The sequence below is a fragment of the Bacillus sp. NS1 genome (assembly GCF_058248265.1).
Map to the genome: position 1 here is coordinate 175594 of NZ_JBZAZF010000004.1, position 19018 is coordinate 194611.

Genomic DNA, 19018 nt, shown 5'->3' on the forward strand with positions numbered 1-19018 from the left:
CTCCTTTCACGGCGTTTCCTGATACATTTGCCTGAAGACACCCGGCGGCATGCCCACCTGTTTTTTAAAAATCCGATTGAAGTAATTGTGGCGGTAGCCGACTTCTTCAGACACGTCATGAATTTTTTTATTCGTATTCACCAGCAGCTCTTTCGCCTTTTCGATTCTAATTTGGGTCACATAATCTATAAAATTAATGCCGGTCACTTGCTTAAATGCCTTGCTTAACGTATATGAATTCATGCCGAGCGCATCGGCACAGCTTTCTAGCGAAATATCCGCCATATACTGTTCGTGAATCATGGCTATGACACGATCCGCCAGCTGTTTTTGCTGTCTGTTTTTTCTGCCCTCAAGCTTAGAAAGGTAAGGCGTCACCACAGCATCCATCAGCCAGGCCGCTGCTTCAATGGGTTCGCGCAATTCTGAAATGTCAAGAAGCAGATCCCGATGCTGAAACAGTTCACTCGGATTGAGCCCGGAATGCAAAATATCCTCCTGAATGCGGGAAAACAGCTGAATCAGGGCGGAGTGCACGTGCCTGTCTATAACCGCCTTTTCCGCCAGTTCCTCCATGCATACACGTATTAGTTCCTCGGCTTCCTGTTTTCTTTCCAGCCGGATCGCCTGAACAATTTGTTTTTCCAGTTCAAAAGGATAATATGGGACGGAGTGCTTATCCTGAGGGAAGTCGCCCTGCAAATCAATCATCTGGTGCCGGTTGGCAAACTGCCTGCGGGATTTGCCGCTTTTCACATCCTGAAATAAAGCAGGGATTTCCGTAATATGCTCCGTCTTCCTGCTCATCGTTCCGGTCAGGCTTAATCCGGTAACATCGTCAAATTGGCGTGCCAGCTCCGTTACATACGCCTTCAGATCAGAGCTGTTTGTTTTCATCACCAACACGGTGACGGAAAGCCGGCCGATATCTAGAATGGAGGGCTGAAAACAGCGTTTTTCCGCAAGCTCCTCGGCCAGATTGGTCAGGGTAAATACAGCGAGCTGTTCATCACCGGCATGGAAGATGCTTTTTTCAGAGCGGAGCCCTGTCACCTGAAGATCAAGCACCTGAAACACGTTTTCTCCGATGCTCCATCCAGCCTCCTCCATCCGCGATCTGAGGCTTTTCTCGTTGTCATAGTAAAAATCGCCCTGCAAGAGGTGCTGCAAGAAACTCTTTTTCATATGGGGTGTCTGCCGCAGGAGCTGCTCTTGAAGCTTCCGGCTTTCAAGGGAAAGATCATTCCATCGCTTTTCAATCCACTTGAATTCATCCTGCCCGGACGCCTGCCATGTTTTCTTCTCTCCACCGGTAAATAAGCCAAGCAAATGCTGAATGGGACGGTAGATTTTTTTTGATGCATACCACGTCATGCACACCGCTAAGATAATGCAAATGACAAGCATCACGATGATCACTTTTGATAAAAACACCATCGGCGCTGTAATAGCTGAAAGAGGCGCCGCTGAAACAAAGATCCACTGCTGATGCATGCGATTCATTTCTCCAAATGAGACGGAATACACCTTACCGTCCCATTCCATCTGAAAATGGCCTTTTCCGTCCGGCTGTTTTTTTACCTCTTTTAGTAAAGCTTTTTCAAAATCCTTCTCTCCCTCCTGAAAAAGCACCTCCTGCTTTTGATCCAAAAGAAGCGCACTGCCATCAGGATAAGGAGACAAGCTTTGCAGGATAGACTCCATTTCTTTCGGATCAACCGCCAGCATGATCGCGCCGAACGGTTTCTCCGCCGAGCCCGGAATGAGCTGGATCAGCATCGCTTGATTTCCGGACCGGTTCCAATAAATACTGTTGTCTGAGGCAAGCAGCGAGCGATACTTGCGAAGCGCCTCCTGTTCTGTCAGAGCGCTGTATTCGGGACTCAGCACAAGAGGCCGGGGGCTATTCAGAAAGATGGAAGCCTGTTCGATCAGCGGCTGCTGGTCCCGTAAAAGAAACAGCTTTTTCGTTAATTGATAGGAGAACGTAAAGTCTTTCTCCAAATCCCTCTCGGCCAATCCGTTCATCAGCGAAGAATCGTATGCCATTTGGGTGAGAGTCAGCTCCAGCACTCCGAGCTTCTCATCCATCCGGCTGACTTCACGCGCCACCTGTGTTTCATGCGATTTCTGCAGCTCTTTTTCCACCTTGTCGATCGAAAGAAAGTATATAGCGGCGCCAGTCAGCAATCCGGGAATACAGGCAATCAGCAAAATGAAGACAAAGTTTCTTTTGAAATACGATCCCTTCCAGCGTGAAACCCGTTCCTTCTGTTGAGGCTGTTTTTTCATCCCTTTCCCCCCGCTGCCGTCTTTACTGATACACGCGTTTTTTCGTTCTCAATACATCAGCAAGAAACGTCAGCGCAAGTCCCTGTCCCCATCCTTGTATTCGTTTGTAAGGCACCTGTTTGTAGCCTTCGGCATTTTTCATGACGGCTGTTCCGGCCGATACCTTGCTGACCCGTCCGTCCTCTTCCACCGCATCTAATATGGCGGCAAGCGATTTCTGCGCATATTTCGTATACAGCTTTCCGCTCGACAGCAGAGCAGAAGCAATACCTGCCGATGCCGAAACTTCGAGATACGAATCCGGGTCATCCAAAATGGTATGCCACAGCCCTGTATCGTCCTGGAGGCGGACAAGTGCGCTTAGCTGATCCCTAAGCGATCCGTCGATGATCATAAAGGAAGGATGCGTCACCTCAATGAGCGGGAGTGCCTTCGCCATCGTGAGTGCCGCCCAGCCGTTCGCCCTGCCCCAATAAATCCCCGACAAATGATTTTGCGCTTTGTTGTCCCAGGCGTGGTAGTACAAATTCGTGACAGGGTCCTGAAGCACATCCTCATGTCCGTGAAACTGGCGAAGGCCGTCTTCAAAATAATCCTCACGCTCCATCACCCGCCCGATTCTCAGCAGAAACAGTCCCGCCATCATCAGCGTATCCGCCCATGCCTGCTCAGGAAACACATATTCTGCCGAATTAACCGTATGTTGAAGGATGCCCTCGCCAAAGCGCGGCGCTTTATGCAGCACATATTCCGCCATCTCGCCCGCTGTTTCCAAATACACGTGATCACCCGTCACCTTGTGGAGGAACAATAGCGTATGCCCGATGGAAACCCCGTTGATCGAAAGCGGCGGCAGCCCATCCTCCAGCTGTTCATCCACCCACGTTTTTAGCAGATTGATATATTCCTCGTTTTCCGTCGCTTCATAAGCCTCCGCCACGCCGTAAAATGCGACGCCGCCCGGCCAATCCCACGCAAAATCCATCTGAAATGTCCGTTTCACGATCCGGTCAATGACGGACGTCACCTTTTCTTCATCAAAAATAAGCTGTGCCATCTGCAACACTCCTTTTTATTTTAATCCGGTCGTACTAATGCCCTGAACGATATATTTCTGAAACAAAAAGAATACAAGAATCACAGGCAATAACGAGACGGCCGACATGGCAAACATCGCACCCCAGTTTGAGGCCGATTCCGTATCGAGGAAAAGCTTCAGCGCAAGTGAAACAGGATAAAGCTCCGGCTTATTCAAATACAAGAGCGGCTGAATCAGCTCCTCCCACTTCCAATAGAAAGAGAAAATCGCAGACGTCGCAAGCGCCGGGGCAATCAGCGGGAGAATGATCCGCCAAAAGCAGGCAAAACGCCCGCAGCCGTCGATTCGCGCGGCTTCATCCAGCTCCTCGGGAATCGTCCGGATAAACTGGATCATCAGAAAAATAAAAAACGCATGCCCGAAAAATTGGGGAACGACAATCGGTTTAAAAGAATTCAGCCAGTCTAATTTCGCAAACAAAATGTACTGCGGAATCATCAGCACTTCATGCGGCAGCATTAACGTCCCCATCATACAGGCGAACCAGAACGCTTTCCCCTTAAACGGGATGCGCGCAAATCCGTACGCAATGACAGCCGATGACAGGACGGCGCCGATTGTTGACAGCCCGACAATGATCGCCGAGTTTTTAATAAAGGTCAGAAACGGCTGCCCCGCAATGCCCTTCCATCCTTCAGCATAGTTGCTGAGAATAAAAGGATCGGGAATGAGAGAATGAGAGGTTGTAAAAATACTGGAGCTTTCCTTAAACGAGCTGACAAACAGCCAAATGACCGGGTACAGCAATAACACCGCCAGCGATGCCGTAAAAACATGGAACAGTATGCGTTTGGGCCTGACGCGCCCGGCTTTTTTTCTCTCAAAAACCGGGGCTTCTCTGACAGGCTGGTTGACCGGATCCATCCGTCATTCCTCCTTTGACTCGTAATGAACCCAATATGACGATGTTTTAAACAAAATCAGCGTAATCAGCCCGACAATGATCAGCATGATCCACGCCATCGCCGATGCGTAGCCCATTTGAAAATAGTTGAACGCCCGCTGGAACAAATAGAGCGAATACAAAAGCGTCCCGTCAAGCGGCCCGCCCTCGCCCTTCGAGATGATATAGGCAGGTGTAAATGTCATAAAAGCGGAAATCGTCTGCATCACAAGATTAAAGAAAATAATCGGCGTGAGGATCGGAAGCGTAATTCTAAAGAAACGCTGCACCCGATTTGCCCCATCCACGCTTGCCGCTTCCAAATACGATGACGGAATGTTCTTCAGCCCGGCCAGAAAAATCAGCATCGATGATCCGAACTGCCAGACGGACAACAGAATCAATGTCCACAGCGCACTTGTCGGGTCCTGATACCAGAGGATTTTTTGATCAATTCCGACAAAAAACAGCAGCGCATTGATGACCCCGTCATTGCCAAAAATATTCCGCCACATAATCGCCACGGCCACGCTCCCGCCGATGATGGAAGGCAGATAAAAGAGCGTTCTGTAAATGGCCGTTCCTTTTGCTGCATTGTTTAAAATGACAGCGATAAAAAGCGCGAAGCCGAGGCGGAGCGGAACCCCGGCAAGTACATACGTAAACGTCACCTTGAGAGACTGCCAATACTTTTCGTCACCCGTAAACATTTCTTTGTAGTTGTCTAGGCCGATCCATTTCGGAGCCGTAAACAAGTCATAGTTTGTGAAGGACAGAAACAGGGACGCCCCCATCGGAATCACTGTAAAGCAAAGGAACCCGATAATAAACGGAGAAATAAAAGCATATCCCGCCAGATTGTCTTTTCTCATACTCCGGCTTTTTTTCATTGCATCAGCCCCATTTCCCGTCAATTATTCCTCTCTAATATCTCATTGGCCTGCTTCCGGAACGTTTTGGCGGCTTTTTCCGGCGATACCTTCTGATACAGAATCTGATCAGACGTATCCTTCAGCAGCTTGATGACCTCCGCGCTTCCTACAGGCTCCGGCGGATCGGCTTGGCTGATGTTTTTTGATGCGGTTTCTACATATTCTACGATGTTGGCTTCTTCCTCATTGAGCTTCGGTTTAATCGCGTCCGCCACCTTGTCGGAAACCGGAACACCCCGCTCGCCTTTGATCAGCATGTTGGCTTCTTCATTGTTGATGAAGAAATCGATAAACTTTGCAGCCTCTTTTTTATGCTCAGAGCTTTTCGGAATCGAAAACAGCATACTCGGCTTCAGCGTCAGCGCCTTTTCCTTCATTTGCTCCGGCGGCAAATAAAGAGACAGCGGCGAGTCTGTCAGCTGGGCAAAGCCCAAATATTGATTGGAGTAGTTCCACGTAATCGCTGACTTGCCTTTGACGATAAAGTCGTCCTCCATCCCTTTAATCTGTGCGCTTTCATCAGGTGTTGGGGATGTTTTCGCTTTCACCAGCCTCAGCTGCCGCTCAAAATAATCGACAAACAGCTGATCATCCTGATACGCAAGGCCTGTGCCGTCTTCTTTATAAAAACGTTCACCCTTCGTGCGCAAATAATAAGGGAAGAAAATATCAGGCGGATGCATTCCGTTAGAGCCGTAGACGCCGGCTTTCTCCTGAAGGTCATACGCCAGCTTCTCGTAATCCTCCCACGCCCAGTTTTCCTGATTGATGGACACACCGGCTTTCTTCAGCAAATCATCATTTGCAATCACAGACAGCACGTTGACGCCCAGCGTAAACCCATAGAGCTTATTGTCAATTTTTCCGCCTGACAGCATATTCTCGTCGATTGAACTGACATCAATCGTTCCATCCTTTGTATACGGGGTTAAATCTTCCAGCTGGTTCTTCTTTCCATACTGTGCCAAATAAGCGGTATCCATTTGAATGACATCAGGAAGCTGGCCGGCGGCAGACATCGGAGCAAGCTTTTTCCAGTAGTCATCCCAGTTCGCAAATTCCGCATCAATATGGACGTGCGGATTCTTTTTCTCATATAGTTCAATCACCTTCGTTGTATAATCATGCCTTGGCTGCCCGCCCCACCATGCGATTCTGAGCGTAATGTCTTCTTTTTTCCCCGATGCCTCTTCACCCGCAGAACATGCGCTGAAAAAAAAGACGCAGACAAGCGATAACAGCACGTAACAAATCTTCTTCAAACCAATCCCCCCTTTAATGTAAGTGCTTACATTTTATTTTAAAGCGTTCAGATGGGGCGAAACACTCAAAAAACAGTGGCGAAAGTAAAAAAAACAGAGATGGCTATCCTGCGGAAGCGCCTCCCTGTTTTCTTCTGAATTCTGACGGTGTCAGACCGGTATATTTTTTAAAGACGAGACTGAAATACTTCGGATTATCGCCAAACCCTATTTCTTCTGCAATTTCTGATACACTCGCATCCCGCCTTATTTTCATCTGCTTCATCGCATGCTCAAGACGCACTCGCGTAACGTATTGGGAAAATTTCTCCCCTGTTTCCTGTTTAAATAATTTCCCGAGATAATCAGGATTCATAAACAGCATATCCTTCGCCGCCCATTTTAAGGACAAGTTCGGATTTCCGAGCTCGTCGGCAACAAGCCTGATCATTTTCAAAATCACTGCGCTCCCGTGCAAGTCACCAGACGCTTCGGCTGTGTCACGAAACAGCTGCCCAGCGTGCCGGAGTTCTCCCGCCTGACTGATTGCCATCTGGCGGTCCGCGAAAACGTCCGCCGCCTTTTCAGCGGCGTTCTCCTCCACGGCGAGCACGGTCCATTCTCCGCTGCTGCAAACCGCTGTCAGCGCCGAACCGAGCGCTTCTCTAGCCGCGGCATCAACAGATTGTTCTCCTTTTAAAATCAGGAGGCGGACCTTTTTTTCGGCAAGTGAAGGCGGCGGAGACAGCTGGGCCACACCGGCGATTACCCCCTCCAAGTATTGATCGGCGGCAAAAGAACGGATATGATCGAGCTCATGTTTCAGATGAGCGGTTTTCTTTTTCCGCACCTCATGCTGCTTCAGTTCTGCAATGATTTCCTCCAGTGAGCTGATAATCTGCTGTTCATTGCAGGGCTTCAGCAAATAATGCTTGACCCCATATTTCATTGCTGCCTTCGCGTACTCAAACTCTCCAAACCCGGACAGGACGACAAATTGAACCGACGGACTCACGGCTGACACCTTTTTGATCAGCTCAAGCCCGTCCATGCCGGGCATTTTGATATCTGTAATGACGATATGCGGCTGCTTATGTAAGATCTTCTCATACGCTTCATTCCCGTTCTGCGCCTTGCCGATTAATGAAGCGCCAAGCGCCTCCCACTCAATGATTCCTGCCATTCCGTCAAGAATAATCCTCTCATCATCAGCTAGCAATATCTTATACATCACGCCACCTCATTTCGGCACGGTATTGTGATCACAATCCTCGTTCCCTTCCCTTGCCCACTTTGAATGCGCAAGCCGTACGGCTCTCCGAATGTCAGCCGGATGCGTTCACGAATATTCCAAAGTCCGATTCCACTACCGCCCGATGTTTCAAGCATCCGTTCATCCATGCCTGGCCCATTATCTTCTACCGTAATACAGACACAATCCTTCATCTTTTTCGCCTGAAGGCGGATGGCGCACGGCCTTGTGAAGGGCTCAAGCGCGTATTGAATCGCATTTTCCGCCAACGGCTGGAGCGTCAGTTTCGGAATGAGGTAATGCTTCACTTCATCGTCAATATCCAAAGTGAAGTTTAGGCGCTCTTCAAATCGAAACCGCTGAATGGTCATATAGTGAAGAACGATGTCCGCCTCCTCCTGAATGGTCACTATATCTTTCTTCATATGAATGCTGTTTCGAAGAAGAAAACCGAGCGATTCCACCATTTTTGAGATTTGCTTTTGCTGATTCGCCTTTGCCAGCCAATTGATGGACTCGAGCGTGTTATACAAAAAATGCGGGTTGATTTGGGCTTGCAGTGCCTTCAATTCGGTTTCTTTAATGATGAGCTGTTTTTCCACATTTTCTTCCATAAGCTCGTTAATCCGTTTCATCATGACAGTAAAATGGCGGTTCAGCATGCCTGCCTCATCCTGTGTATGTTCCGGCAGAGAAAGCGATACGCCCGCCTCAATGCCGCCGTCCTGCACCGATTTCATCGCGGACACAAGCTGCTCGATCGGCTCCGTGATACTATTGGCGATTTTCCTTCCGAAAAGCAAAACCACACAGAAAAACAGAAGAAAACACGTGCCAATCACCGTTTTCATAAAGGAAATTTTTTCGAACATCTGATCAAAGGGGATGACGTTATAGTAGCTCCAATTTTGATAGGATGATTGAAGGAAAGAAATAAAATAACGTTTGCCATTCTTTTTTATTAAGTCATAACCGGGGTGCTTTAGCGTCTCCTCTGCCGCCTCAGGCACAAGCACAGATGCATGTGCCGAATACACCAAATTCCCGCCTTGGTCGGCGATCATGATGTCTCCGACCGAATCGCCCCAATCCTTAGGCACATCACGAATCATCTGTTTCACATTGACTTGGATCAGCACCATGCCCAAGCTGTTCAAACTCAGCTGGTGAAAGGATCTGATCTGCCGCGCCGAAATCAGGACAGGATCTGATCCGCCGAGCGTCATCCAAAGATTTCTTCCATTTTTCGCTTTGGCTCGTTTAAACACCTCTTCCCGCTCCTGCTTCAAAAGATCTGAAGAACTGCTTCCGGCTGAATACTCTGAGCCGCGGGCATCAATCAAATGAATGGAATCGATATACTTTTCATCGCCGGCATATTCCGCCAGCTGATCCCACAGCTCCTGCTTCATTTGATACTGATCGTACGTATCATCACGGTTTTGCATGCTCAGAATGCGCTGAATCTGTTCGTCCGTAATGATTTCATATGACACATCCTCTATCTTCTTCAGCTCGTCTTCGATCCTTTCAGAAGACATCCGCAGCACCTCCGAGGATTTGCGGTAAATCTGCTCATCATACACATGAAAGGCGTACTGCACCCCGCTGTATACAAACAAAAAGGAAACAGCCATAATCAGTGAAAGGAACACAAACAGCTTATCCCTAATCTTCATACGCCTGTACCAGCCAGCAGCTCTTTTTTTCATGCCGCCTTTTCTTTCTCCTGCCGCTGATCCATTGACCGAAACGCTTTAAAGGATAGCTTCGTTAAGATCAGGCTCACTAAACTACCGCTGAAAAACAGCAGAAACGTGACATGAAACAACACGAGAAACAGCACACCGACAGCGCCCGCCGCCATCATGAGCGTCACCGCCGGACGGCTGAAAGCAATCAAAAAGCTGATGCTCAGCACTTCTCTGACTTTCACGTCAAAATGAGAAAACACCGGAAACACATACAGCACAACAAATGCGAAAATCAAGCTGATGCTCAGGAACACATTGACGAGCACAGGCTGATTCATCTGAGCCGCAATCCGCATATCCGCAAACAGAAACAGGCCGGCCGTCACAAGAATGAGTCCAAGGATCTGTGCTGCCCGCCACTCCTTCTTGAATGCCCGAAAAAAGACAGAAAACACTGGGGCATCCGTGTTCCCCTTCGCCCATTCTCTCGTCACTGAAAACATCGCGGCAGTAGCAGGTATCAGCCCAAACACAACCAGACCTGCAAGAGAAAACAAAATCCAAAGCACATTCAAATAGGCCAGTCTCATCACCCACGTACAAAAACGATTCAGCCCATTCGTCACACTGTGTATCATCAACATCACCTTCCCGCTCCAGAAAACGCTTTCATTTGAAGTAATAAGTATTTCTCCTTCCGAAAGAAAATTCCTGCCGCCCTGTGAAAAATTCGACATTATTTGAGACAGCAGTCACCCTTACCTTTTTCTGTAACGCCCCTTTAGCACCCGGATGACCAACTCGATCAGATATCCGGCAATGGCCCCGCAAATGACATGAAATCCAAGCAGTCCAAGCGCCATGCCATCCGCCGACAAAAAAGATGCTGTACCAGATCGTAAGTACACCGAGCACAACCAGCCCGGCCAACATCCATTCCGGCCACCTTCTTTTTGAAAGCTTCATTCGTACAAAAACGGATGCGCTAGCGGATATACAAGCTGTCACAAACCCTATCACATAAAAAATGACTACAGCTCTTCCCTCCTTTTTGCACAAGACAAAAAAGCCTCCTGCAAAGGACGCTTATTCTGCCGAAATCTCTTTCTCAAACAAATGATAACCAGATGCATCAGCACCCATGAATTGATATCCCATACGCCGATAAAAGGAGTGCAAGGCATCGTTATCAGCGACACAGTCAAGCCGGATCCGTGTTTTCCCCGGATAGTCAACACCCGTCTCTGCCCAATGCAGGACACGCGCGCCAAGCCCCTGTCCTGCAAACCGGCGGCTGACTGCCAGACGGTGCAAATAAATGGACTCCTCATGGCCATCGTCTCCCCAAAGCGTCCGGTCCCACTCGCTCGGTTCCGGCAGCAGCATCACGACAGCCGCAAGCTCTTCATCTTTTTTAAACACAAACACATGTCCATTTTCAATGGAACCTGTGATATCATGTGTATCTTGTCCTTCCAACAGTCCGCTCCATTGGTTAGAGCCCCGATCCCGGAGCCATTCAGCAGTTCGAACGAGCAACCCAGTAATCGATTCTGCATCCCCATACACAGCCGGACACGCGTAAAACCCATCTGCAATCGTTTCACTCTTAATCTTAAAAGATGACATAAAGGCCTCCCAATCAAAAAGTAAGCTTGCACACACCTTGATTATAATGCAGACCTAACGGCAAAAACAGACATTTTCTCTGTATGTAAAAGGGGTGCATGAAAGAGAGGCCAATCTGCCCATTAGAAAATCTTCTTTTTATCCCGCTCTTCTTTTAAAATTTCAACCGCTTCTCTGAAGCGCATGGAGTGTACAATTTCACGCTCACGCAAAAAACGCAGGGAATCGTTCAAATCAGGATCATCGGATATATCGATCAGCCATTGATACGTCGCCCGCGCTTTTTCTTCTGCCGCAATGTCTTCGTATAAATCGGCAATCGGGTCGCCCTTCGCCTGGATATAGCTCGCTGTAAACGGCACGCCCGCCGCATTGTGGTAAAAAAGCGCGCCATCGTGATTGGCGTAGTGATCTCCAAGCCCGGCTTCACGCAGCTGCTCCGGCGTAGCGTCTTTCGTCAGCTTATAAACCATGGTCGCAATCATTTCCAAATGGGCAAATTCCTCCGTGCCGATATCTGTTAAAAGGCCGATGACCTTATCAGGTATCGTATATCGCTGGTTCAAATACCGGAGAGCCGCGGCCAGCTCGCCGTCCGCTCCGCCATACTGCTCAATCAAATATTTCGCCAGCGTCGGATTGCACGTACTGACCTTGACAGGGTATTGCAGCTTCTTTTCATACACCCACATTCAGGCATTCCTCCTTATACTTGCCACGGCCATGGCCCTTTTCCCCAATCCCAATCCTTGCCCGCGGGGCTGTTGCCGAACTGCAGAAGCGGTCCGTAAGAGGATTCGAACTGTCTTTTTAAGTGCCTTGAATAGCCGGAATATTGATTGAATTGCTTCAGCGCATCTTCATCATGAGGATGTGTGTCCAAATAAAGACTCAGCTCAACAAGCACAAAATCAGCAGCCTGTATTTGCTCAAGCTGACGGTAATATTCGGCATCAACCTTTTTTGCCATGTGCGTCTCCCCCTCGATAAGGGTTTTCATAAAAATCATAGAGATCCTTCCAAAGGGTGCCTTTCCTTAAAGCCTCCATCGGCGAAAACTGCTCCATATGCTCAGGCTGAAAGGTCATATAGAGATTAGGCGGCGTTCTGTAATATTTCTTCCCTATGGGCGGACAGGGATCAAAACGGCTGTGAAAGGGCGTGTATGATTTGACAGGCGTAAACGGCTGCATATCCTTCATTCCGGCTCCTCCTTTCTCAAAAACAATGACCTTAATAGGTATGAGGCAGGAGGTATCATTATGACTGAAAGCGTTAATAAGGAAGCTTGATCTGTCCTTCGATCCTCGCGATACGGAGCGGACCTAGCAGCGTTAAACGCGTTAACTGATTCGCCATAAACAACGGGCTGTACTTCATGCCCCTATCCAGCCAGGAACAAATGACCCCGATAGGCGAGGGCCTGCCGTTTACACTGCCGCGGGTTGAACACAGACTGCGCCATCAGCGTCCTGAAACCCATGGCAACCATAAGAAAGCGGCGACCGAATACCTCCGCAAAAACTTTTTTCTCACAACAAGCGGTGTGTTCAGAACACAGGCCTTAATTGATACATTGTTAGAGGTCGGCTCAGACCGCATCCTCTTCTCGGTCGACTATCCGTATGAAACGATGGAAGAAATCTCTTCCTGGTTTGACCAATGCCCAATCAGCGAAACGGACCGATACAAAATCGGCGCTGAAAACGCGGCTCAGCTTTTTTTTATTTAATCGGTAAAAAGAAGACCTTCGGCAAAGCCGAAGGTCTTTCTAGATCAATCAGTCCAAAATGAGGTCAGCGTTTCCAGTATACAGCATGAGCAGCGGCAAACTCAGTCAGTGAACGGGGTTCTTTTCCCGTCACACGCTTCACTGTATCCGTTACCCGATGTTCCGCACCATGGCGGATCGCGTCATCCAGCTCCGCCATAAAACGGGCATAATCCCCCGGCAAACCTGCTGCCTCCATCCTATTCTGCAGCTCGGAAAGAGAAATACTGACGTGCTCCACCCGGCGTCCCGCCGCAGCTCCGATGATCTCCGCTGCTTCGGTATAGCCCAGCGCCTCAGGCCCTGTCAGAATATGATGTGTTTGATGAGGAACATCATCTATCAAAGCACGCACAGCCGTTTCTGCGATGTCATCAGCGTCAATAAACCCCAGCTTCCCCCCGCCAGTAGCCGTGATGATGTGCCCCTTTGTTTGAATTGACATTCGATGCTGGACATTGATGAAATTTTGCATAAAGTATGAAGGACGCAACACCGTCCATTCAGGGAATTCGCGCACTGCCCGATGAAGCGCACCAAACACAGGGCCATCCTCAGGGACAACAGACGCACTGAGCATCACCACACGTTCAGCACCGAGCCGTTTTGCTTCCTTTAGAAACGGGAGTACATAGTGAGCAGGGTCAAACACACCAACCGGGGCAACAAGATAGATCTGTTTCACCTGTTCCAGAGCAGGAGTAAAACTGGAGGCGTCCTTCCAATCAAAATACACATATTCAGCAGCAGCAAGCTTGCCCTTTTTCCGGCTTGCAATCCGCACCCTGTACCCGAGCCCTATTAAACGTTGGGCAATTCGGCTCCCAGTTGTGCCGGTTCCGCCCGTAATTAAAATCGGCTGCTTTTTCATCATCTTCCACTCTCCTCTGTTTGCAAAAATGATCCTCCAAATGCCTCTTTTACGACAAGCGGATTCCAGTAATCCCTATAACGCACAATGCGGCCATCCCTCGTTTCGATGACACTGATATAGCTTTGGCGATACGGCAGCCCAGTCTCGATCACATGGCCGTCACATTGAAACTCTGCGATGATCGTATTCGTATCTGCTGAGCGGTACACTGTCGGAGCCGTAAACGAAGAAAGATGAATCTGCTTAGGATAATCTTTAATATAATCGTAAATGGCCGCTCTTCCTTCTATTCTTTTTGGTGACCCCTCCGGCGCATACGGAAACTCAAATACCGCATTCTCATCCCAAAGCTCCGTCCAGCTCTCCATGTCTTTTTCAAGCATATACGCCATAAATTTTCTCAATGTGTCACATGCCTTTTCAAATTCAGTCATTAACATTTATCATCACCTCATGTTTTGTTTTTTAGACCATCCAGTCCAAAAAGTGCATACATGGGCAAAGAATCCTTTACCACATGTTAATCAAGCACCGATAAACTCACGTCAACATGATCCTGAAGCCGATCCATATCAGCCGTCACTTTAGCAACAAACGTCAGAGACAGTCTGCTCTGATTCAAGTATCGGGCAAGCGCTGATATATCAGTGTCTTTGCCAGTCAGCTCTCCTTGATCCTTCGCTCTTAAAAGCGCCTGATAAAAAGCGTCCTCAAGCTGCTTGGATTGTCCCTCAAAATACCCGGCAAGCTCAGGATCATGCGGGATCTGTTCAATCGCGCTGTTAATGATGTAACACGCCTTCGCCCGTTCCGAATCTTTAAGGGCATTGACACCCTCCTGAAAAATATCACGTATGGCTTCCTTTACAGATCCAGGCGCCTCAAGCCTTTCGATCACGGCAGCGTTTTTCCCCTCAAGATACGTTTTCACAGCTGACAGAAACAAATCACGCTTCGTACCATACGTATCATACAAACTTTGGCGCGCAATGCCTAAATGAGAGAGCAGCTCCTGAAGAGACGTTCCTTCATAACCATACTCTCCAAAAACTTCTATCGCTCTGTGAAGAACAAGTGCCGTATCAAATTCTTTATTCCTCCCCAAAAGCTCATCACCTCCTGAAACAAAGATTACCATTTTTCAGACTGAACAGTCAAGAATAAATATAAAAAACACCCTTGGTCAGCAAGAGTGTTCCCTTTTAAACAGCCTTTATTTATGGCCGCCTTGTCCCCAGTGGCCCATATGGTGGTGATGATGGCTATAATGACCGTCATGGTGATGATTATCTTTTCCATCATGATGATGGTGATAATGGCCGTAATGACCGTCATGATGGTGATGATGATTATCTTTTCCATCATGATGATAATAATGGTGATGCCCATCGTTCTCATGGTGCATGCTGTAGCTTGGATAGCTTACAGTTCCCGGAGAGCCCCCGTAGCCGCCGAATCCCCCGTGTGCGCCATAGCCCGGATAGCCGCCGACTCCTCCATACATGCCGTATCCCGGATAGCCTACACCATGCATGCCATAGCCCGGAAAGCCTGCACCCTGCATGCCGTATCCCTGATGGCCCATACCACAGTCCGGATATTGACCAAAGCCGGATCCGTCATACATATGTCTTGTATCAGTCATATTCATCCACTCTCTCCTTCTCATAGGTTACAGTCCAGAGTATGAGAAGATCTTACAGATCGTATGGGCGGCCGCCTAAATCAGCTAAAAAGAAAAAGCAGACCATGACAGTCTGCTCATTTTTCTTATTCACCTAAATCAACGTTATGATACACCTGCTGAACATCTTCCAAATCCTCTAACGCATCAATCAACTTTTCAAACTGTTCCTTCGCATCATCCGGAAGCGTCACTTCACTTTGCGCAAGCATTGTCAGCTCGGCAACCGTGAATTCCTCAACGCCCGCGTTTTTAAATGCTTCCTGCACCGCATGGAATTGATCCGGCTCGGCATATACAATCACACTGTCATCCTCTTCTAAAATGTCACGAACATCGACATCCGCATCCATCAGGATTTCTAGCGCATCGTCAGCTGTTTTGCCATCTACACCAATAACAGCCGTGGCATCAAACATGTAAGCAACAGATCCGCTCACACCCATGTTTCCGCCATTTTTCCCGAACGCCGCACGCACTTCCGGCGCCGTACGGTTTACATTATTCGTCAGCGCATCAACAATGATCATTGATCCGTTCGGACCGAAGCCCTCATAACGAAGCTCATCGAAATTCTCTTCCGCTCCGCCCTTCGCCTTCTCGATCGCACGTTCAATGATGTTTTTCGGCACACTGTACGTCTTCGCGCGCTCAAGCACAACCTTCAGCGCCTGATTGGATTCCGGATCAGGCTCGCCCTGTTTCGCCGCCACATAAATCTCACGGCCAAACTTCGCATAAATCCGACTCGTATTCGCGTCCTTAGACGCCTTCTTCTCTTTAATATTGTTCCACTTACGGCCCATGATGCTCCACTCTCTTTCATATATATCAATCTGTATATTGTTATTCACTTTATCCATTATACCTCAAATGGTTTGGTTGTTTCGAGTGTCTTGCGTTAGAAATAGAAGGAATGCCGCAGTGTGGAGAATCGAACGTCTTCCGTAAAGCAAGAAAAAGCCCTAGCTAAGGGCTTTCTTCTTCTGATCCATGAGTTTGTAAGGGGAATGATCGATATACGTCGTGTTTCGATCCGTTGATTCCTTAAAACCGCCGGAGTTTGTCAAGAAAGGAAACGAAATACTTCCGAAAACTAGAGTAACAGCAAAGCACATCATCACTTTTTTCTTAGTAAGCATATAAACACTCTCCTTTTTGAATATCTTCTTGGGCTTTCAGCACTTTACGATAAAACGCAGCAGCGTGTTCAAAATGACAGCGGCTTTCAAAAACAGCGGCAGCGCTGCGGGCACATGCTTCAATGTAAGCGTACAGGTTCTTTTTTTCAAAATAGGCTAACATCTCAAGGACTTTAGCTTCATCAACACTCTCTTTGTAGACGGCCTGCAAGAACAAATACAATTCTTTATAAAATTTGTGAGAACCCGCATTTGGATATGTTGTGATAAGTTCTAATCCTTCTTCTATGAACTGAAACGCCTTCTCTGTTTGGCCTGCTCTACATAATGTCCAGCTTAAGCCAAACAAGACTTTCGGAAGCAGGTCAGGGACCGTTTCCCTGCTTACTTTCGCTGCTTTTTGGAAATGTTCTATAGCCATAGGATAGTCTCCTGATCTGTCATAACTATTCGCGATGTTCAACAGAGATATGGCGATCAACCGGTCGTTTCGAATGTCCATTGCCAATCCCAGCGCCGCTTTTAAATGCGGCAGCGCTCTATCATAATGTTTGAAATCATCATAGTTGCCGGCGATCACAAACAAGCTTTGTATGGTTCTAATGCTGTATAGGGGATGGTTTTGATAAATGTTTAAGGCTTGAAGAATATGATGCATCGACACATGGGTTTGCTTCATGTGATAATACGCCTCTGCCACTTTAAAATGGAATTCCGCTTTCTCAATTTCATCTGACACAATCGGCAGTTCTTTCTCCGCCTCGCGATAATACCCGATCGCTTCCACATATTCTTTCTGATCAAATTCATACATGCCGCGGAAAAACAAAGAGTAGTATTTCAAAAGGCCTGTGAGTTTTTTCTGAGGAGTTTCAATCGTTTCAAGAAGCTCTGTCACTGTAGGGCGATTCCCGTAAGGTTGTCCCGGCTCCAAATAATCCAGCATCAGCTGGTGCCGAAAACACATCAGAGAATAATAGATCAGCAAATCCTGATCCTCTTCCATCTGCTGTATGTCCTGCTCCACCTCCGCTTTCAGGACCTCAGCATCCGGGACACTGAACTGGCGAATCATCTTGTACCATTCATTAATCTTAACACCAACACGCGAAGACGGTATGGCTTGACTCAACGGCTTCCCTCCTTCTCTGTGAGATATGTCATATTCTATCAATCCCAAATTTTGAAAACAATATAGGAGGAAGAAATTGTTTTTTCATCCTGTCAATTTGTTTTTCTTCAAACAATAAATGCCTGACAAAGGCATCGTACCAAAATCTGCTGTCAGGCATTACGTGTTATCCATTCATTTGATTCGTAGGGGCTGCAATCTCTTGAGACACCAATAAAGGATTGTCCAGCATGGAATAAAAATATATTTTCCTTGGCCGATGTCGATTATGCCATTTTTGAAACGGACGGCAGTCTATCCGTACTGAAAAAGGAAGCAAAACAAAACGTGACGAAAAAGGATATGAACGTTCAAGGGGAAAATGCAAATCCGAACGTATCTCATCCTGCTTCAGTCATAGCTGATGGGAAAGTGAGAGAAGACAACCTGAAAAAAATGAATCTGAGCAAACAATGGTTGATGGATCGGCTAAAAGAAACAGGTATCCAGCATCCTGCAGAAGTCTTTCATGCAGAAGTTCAAACAGACGGCACTCTGTATATTGATAAAAAAGAGGATTCTTCACCTGAATAAAAAAGGCTTGAAACAGTCTTCTCTAACTGTTTCAAGCCCATGAAATACGCTCATTGTTAAGCTGCCTGTTTACAAGCCTCGGCACATGAAAAACAAGCTTCCGCACAATCCTGACAATGCTCTTTGTCATGCTTTTTGCATTCATTTCCGCAAGCCTCACAAATCGCCGCGCAAACCTGTGTCAGCTCTGAAACAAACGGCGTGCCTCTTACAATCGACTGCGCAACATACGCACAAATATCAGCACATTCCCGGTCCAGCCGAATGCAATCCGCCATCATATTTTCATTTTCTTCTTTTAAACAGGTGTCATAGCAATGGTTGCAAGCCACCATGCAGTCATGCAATGTCTCAACTAACGATTGATATTGTTCATACGCCATTCGTAAACCTCCTCAATAATCATCTCATTCATACCATATCCATATCCCCTGCTTGTAAAACATGACTCCTTTATCAACAAAAAAGACCTATGTCCGCAACACTGATACGTTGCGGCACAAGGCCCCTCGTTTTATTTCATATACGTATTCACTAGCTCAATGACACATTCTAATGAGCCGTCTTCTTCGTTATGCTGATTTGCCGCCGCATCTCTATCCTTTGTCTATTAGCATTGCTCCATTCACAAGGCCTCCATGTCTGAAACAACTTGCAGCACGCCGTAAGCCTCATTCAGCAATGCATCCCACATTTGATAATTATAGCGGCAATCTATCATTTGATAATCATGATGTTTCTCTTTCCGTTCCCCCATAGTAGCTTTCTTATTTATAGGTCTTTTGGAGGTTTGTACATTCCACTTTTACAGAAGCAGAAA

The 19018-nt window shown here is 47.5% G+C and carries 22 protein-coding genes and 2 pseudogenes; 2 read left to right on the forward strand and 22 right to left on the reverse strand.

Features of this window, described 5'->3' with window-relative positions:
• Positions 1-6: 6 nt before the first annotated feature.
• From yesS to cotJA, 13 genes and pseudogenes are all read right to left on the reverse strand, one after another.
• The gene (gene yesS / locus AC4CV5_RS16555) at positions 7-2292 is read right to left on the reverse strand and encodes a transcriptional regulator YesS (RefSeq protein WP_490923298.1); all 2286 of its coding nucleotides are present in this window, start codon (positions 2290-2292) and stop codon (positions 7-9) included.
• Between the two features lie 22 nt (positions 2293-2314).
• The gene (gene yesR, locus AC4CV5_RS16560) at positions 2315-3349 is read right to left on the reverse strand and encodes a rhamnogalacturonyl hydrolase YesR (protein ID WP_166853975.1); all 1035 of its coding nucleotides are present in this window, start codon (positions 3347-3349) and stop codon (positions 2315-2317) included.
• 15 nt (positions 3350-3364) lie between these two features.
• Positions 3365-4255: a carbohydrate ABC transporter permease gene (locus AC4CV5_RS16565; protein ID WP_166853976.1), complete on the reverse strand. Its 891-nt coding sequence runs from the start codon at positions 4253-4255 to the stop codon at positions 3365-3367.
• A 3-nt stretch (positions 4256-4258) separates the two neighbouring features.
• On the reverse strand, positions 4259-5188 hold the full coding sequence (locus tag AC4CV5_RS16570; RefSeq protein WP_166853977.1) for a carbohydrate ABC transporter permease: 930 nt from the start codon (positions 5186-5188) through the stop codon (positions 4259-4261).
• Positions 5185-6468, reverse strand: a complete 1284-nt coding sequence (locus AC4CV5_RS16575) for an ABC transporter substrate-binding protein (protein ID WP_248602528.1) — start codon at positions 6466-6468, stop codon at positions 5185-5187. The genes AC4CV5_RS16570 and AC4CV5_RS16575 overlap by 4 nt, the downstream gene beginning before the upstream one ends.
• Before the next feature lie 103 nt (positions 6469-6571).
• The gene (yesN, locus tag AC4CV5_RS16580) at positions 6572-7678 is read right to left on the reverse strand and encodes a two-component system response regulator YesN (protein WP_166853979.1); all 1107 of its coding nucleotides are present in this window, start codon (positions 7676-7678) and stop codon (positions 6572-6574) included.
• Positions 7678-9411, reverse strand: a complete 1734-nt coding sequence (locus AC4CV5_RS16585; protein ID WP_490923302.1) for a cache domain-containing sensor histidine kinase — start codon at positions 9409-9411, stop codon at positions 7678-7680. The genes yesN and AC4CV5_RS16585 overlap by 1 nt, the downstream gene beginning before the upstream one ends.
• A complete protein-coding gene (locus tag AC4CV5_RS16590) occupies positions 9408-10037 on the reverse strand; it encodes a YesL family protein (RefSeq protein WP_166853981.1) in 630 nt (209 codons plus the stop codon). The genes AC4CV5_RS16585 and AC4CV5_RS16590 overlap by 4 nt, the downstream gene beginning before the upstream one ends.
• Positions 10038-10151: 114 nt before the next feature.
• Positions 10152-10452, reverse strand: a pseudogene (locus AC4CV5_RS16595) (YesK family protein).
• Between the two features lie 27 nt (positions 10453-10479).
• Positions 10480-11022 (reverse strand): GNAT family N-acetyltransferase, encoded by a 543-nt coding sequence (locus AC4CV5_RS16600; RefSeq protein ID WP_222143751.1) that lies wholly within the window; start codon positions 11020-11022, stop codon positions 10480-10482.
• Between the two features lie 122 nt (positions 11023-11144).
• Positions 11145-11714, reverse strand: a complete 570-nt coding sequence (cotJC, locus tag AC4CV5_RS16605; RefSeq protein WP_003219494.1) for a spore coat protein CotJC — start codon at positions 11712-11714, stop codon at positions 11145-11147.
• A gap of 14 nt (positions 11715-11728) precedes the next feature.
• Positions 11729-11992, reverse strand: a complete 264-nt coding sequence (cotJB, locus tag AC4CV5_RS16610) for a spore coat protein CotJB (RefSeq protein ID WP_222143750.1) — start codon at positions 11990-11992, stop codon at positions 11729-11731.
• Positions 11976-12224 (reverse strand): spore coat-associated protein CotJA, encoded by a 249-nt coding sequence (gene cotJA / locus AC4CV5_RS16615; protein ID WP_003219489.1) that lies wholly within the window; start codon positions 12222-12224, stop codon positions 11976-11978. Before cotJA ends, cotJB begins: the two co-directional genes overlap by 17 nt.
• Before the next feature lie 176 nt (positions 12225-12400).
• On the opposite strand from cotJA, the gene AC4CV5_RS16620 reads away from it, so the two are divergent.
• Positions 12401-12754, forward strand: coding sequence for an amidohydrolase family protein (locus AC4CV5_RS16620; RefSeq protein WP_490923305.1), 354 nt, complete (start codon positions 12401-12403; stop codon positions 12752-12754).
• A gap of 44 nt (positions 12755-12798) precedes the next feature.
• On the opposite strand, the pseudogene AC4CV5_RS16625 reads toward AC4CV5_RS16620, so the two are convergent.
• The 7 genes and pseudogenes from AC4CV5_RS16625 to rapH form a co-directional block, all read right to left on the reverse strand.
• Positions 12799-13667, reverse strand: a pseudogene (locus AC4CV5_RS16625) (NmrA family NAD(P)-binding protein).
• Complete coding sequence (locus AC4CV5_RS16630; protein WP_166853986.1) at positions 13664-14107, reverse strand: nuclear transport factor 2 family protein; 444 nt, start codon at positions 14105-14107, stop codon at positions 13664-13666. The pseudogene AC4CV5_RS16625 and the gene AC4CV5_RS16630 overlap by 4 nt, the downstream one beginning before the upstream one ends.
• A gap of 80 nt (positions 14108-14187) precedes the next feature.
• Positions 14188-14772, reverse strand: a complete 585-nt coding sequence (locus AC4CV5_RS16635; protein ID WP_490923307.1) for a TetR/AcrR family transcriptional regulator — start codon at positions 14770-14772, stop codon at positions 14188-14190.
• A gap of 108 nt (positions 14773-14880) precedes the next feature.
• A complete protein-coding gene (locus AC4CV5_RS16640) occupies positions 14881-15312 on the reverse strand; it encodes a spore coat protein (RefSeq protein ID WP_490923400.1) in 432 nt (143 codons plus the stop codon).
• A gap of 125 nt (positions 15313-15437) precedes the next feature.
• Positions 15438-16157: a YebC/PmpR family DNA-binding transcriptional regulator gene (locus AC4CV5_RS16645; RefSeq protein ID WP_166854715.1), complete on the reverse strand. Its 720-nt coding sequence runs from the start codon at positions 16155-16157 to the stop codon at positions 15438-15440.
• A 159-nt stretch (positions 16158-16316) separates the two neighbouring features.
• Positions 16317-16493, reverse strand: a complete 177-nt coding sequence (gene phrH, locus AC4CV5_RS16650; RefSeq protein ID WP_326222493.1) for a phosphatase RapH inhibitor PhrH — start codon at positions 16491-16493, stop codon at positions 16317-16319.
• Complete coding sequence (gene rapH, locus AC4CV5_RS16655; protein ID WP_490923309.1) at positions 16483-17625, reverse strand: response regulator aspartate phosphatase RapH; 1143 nt, start codon at positions 17623-17625, stop codon at positions 16483-16485. The genes phrH and rapH overlap by 11 nt, the downstream gene beginning before the upstream one ends.
• A gap of 252 nt (positions 17626-17877) precedes the next feature.
• Between rapH and AC4CV5_RS16660 the strand changes: the two genes are divergently transcribed.
• The gene (locus AC4CV5_RS16660) at positions 17878-18198 is read left to right on the forward strand and encodes a DUF421 domain-containing protein (protein WP_490923310.1); all 321 of its coding nucleotides are present in this window, start codon (positions 17878-17880) and stop codon (positions 18196-18198) included.
• 56 nt (positions 18199-18254) lie between these two features.
• Here the strand turns inward: AC4CV5_RS16660 and AC4CV5_RS16665 are convergent, their stop codons facing one another.
• Together AC4CV5_RS16665 and AC4CV5_RS16670 are read right to left on the reverse strand one after the other, a co-directional pair.
• Positions 18255-18581, reverse strand: coding sequence for a four-helix bundle copper-binding protein (locus AC4CV5_RS16665; protein ID WP_326222496.1), 327 nt, complete (start codon positions 18579-18581; stop codon positions 18255-18257).
• 242 nt (positions 18582-18823) lie between these two features.
• Positions 18824-18955, reverse strand: coding sequence for a hypothetical protein (locus AC4CV5_RS16670; protein WP_268379645.1), 132 nt, complete (start codon positions 18953-18955; stop codon positions 18824-18826).
• Positions 18956-19018: the final 63 nt, after the last annotated feature.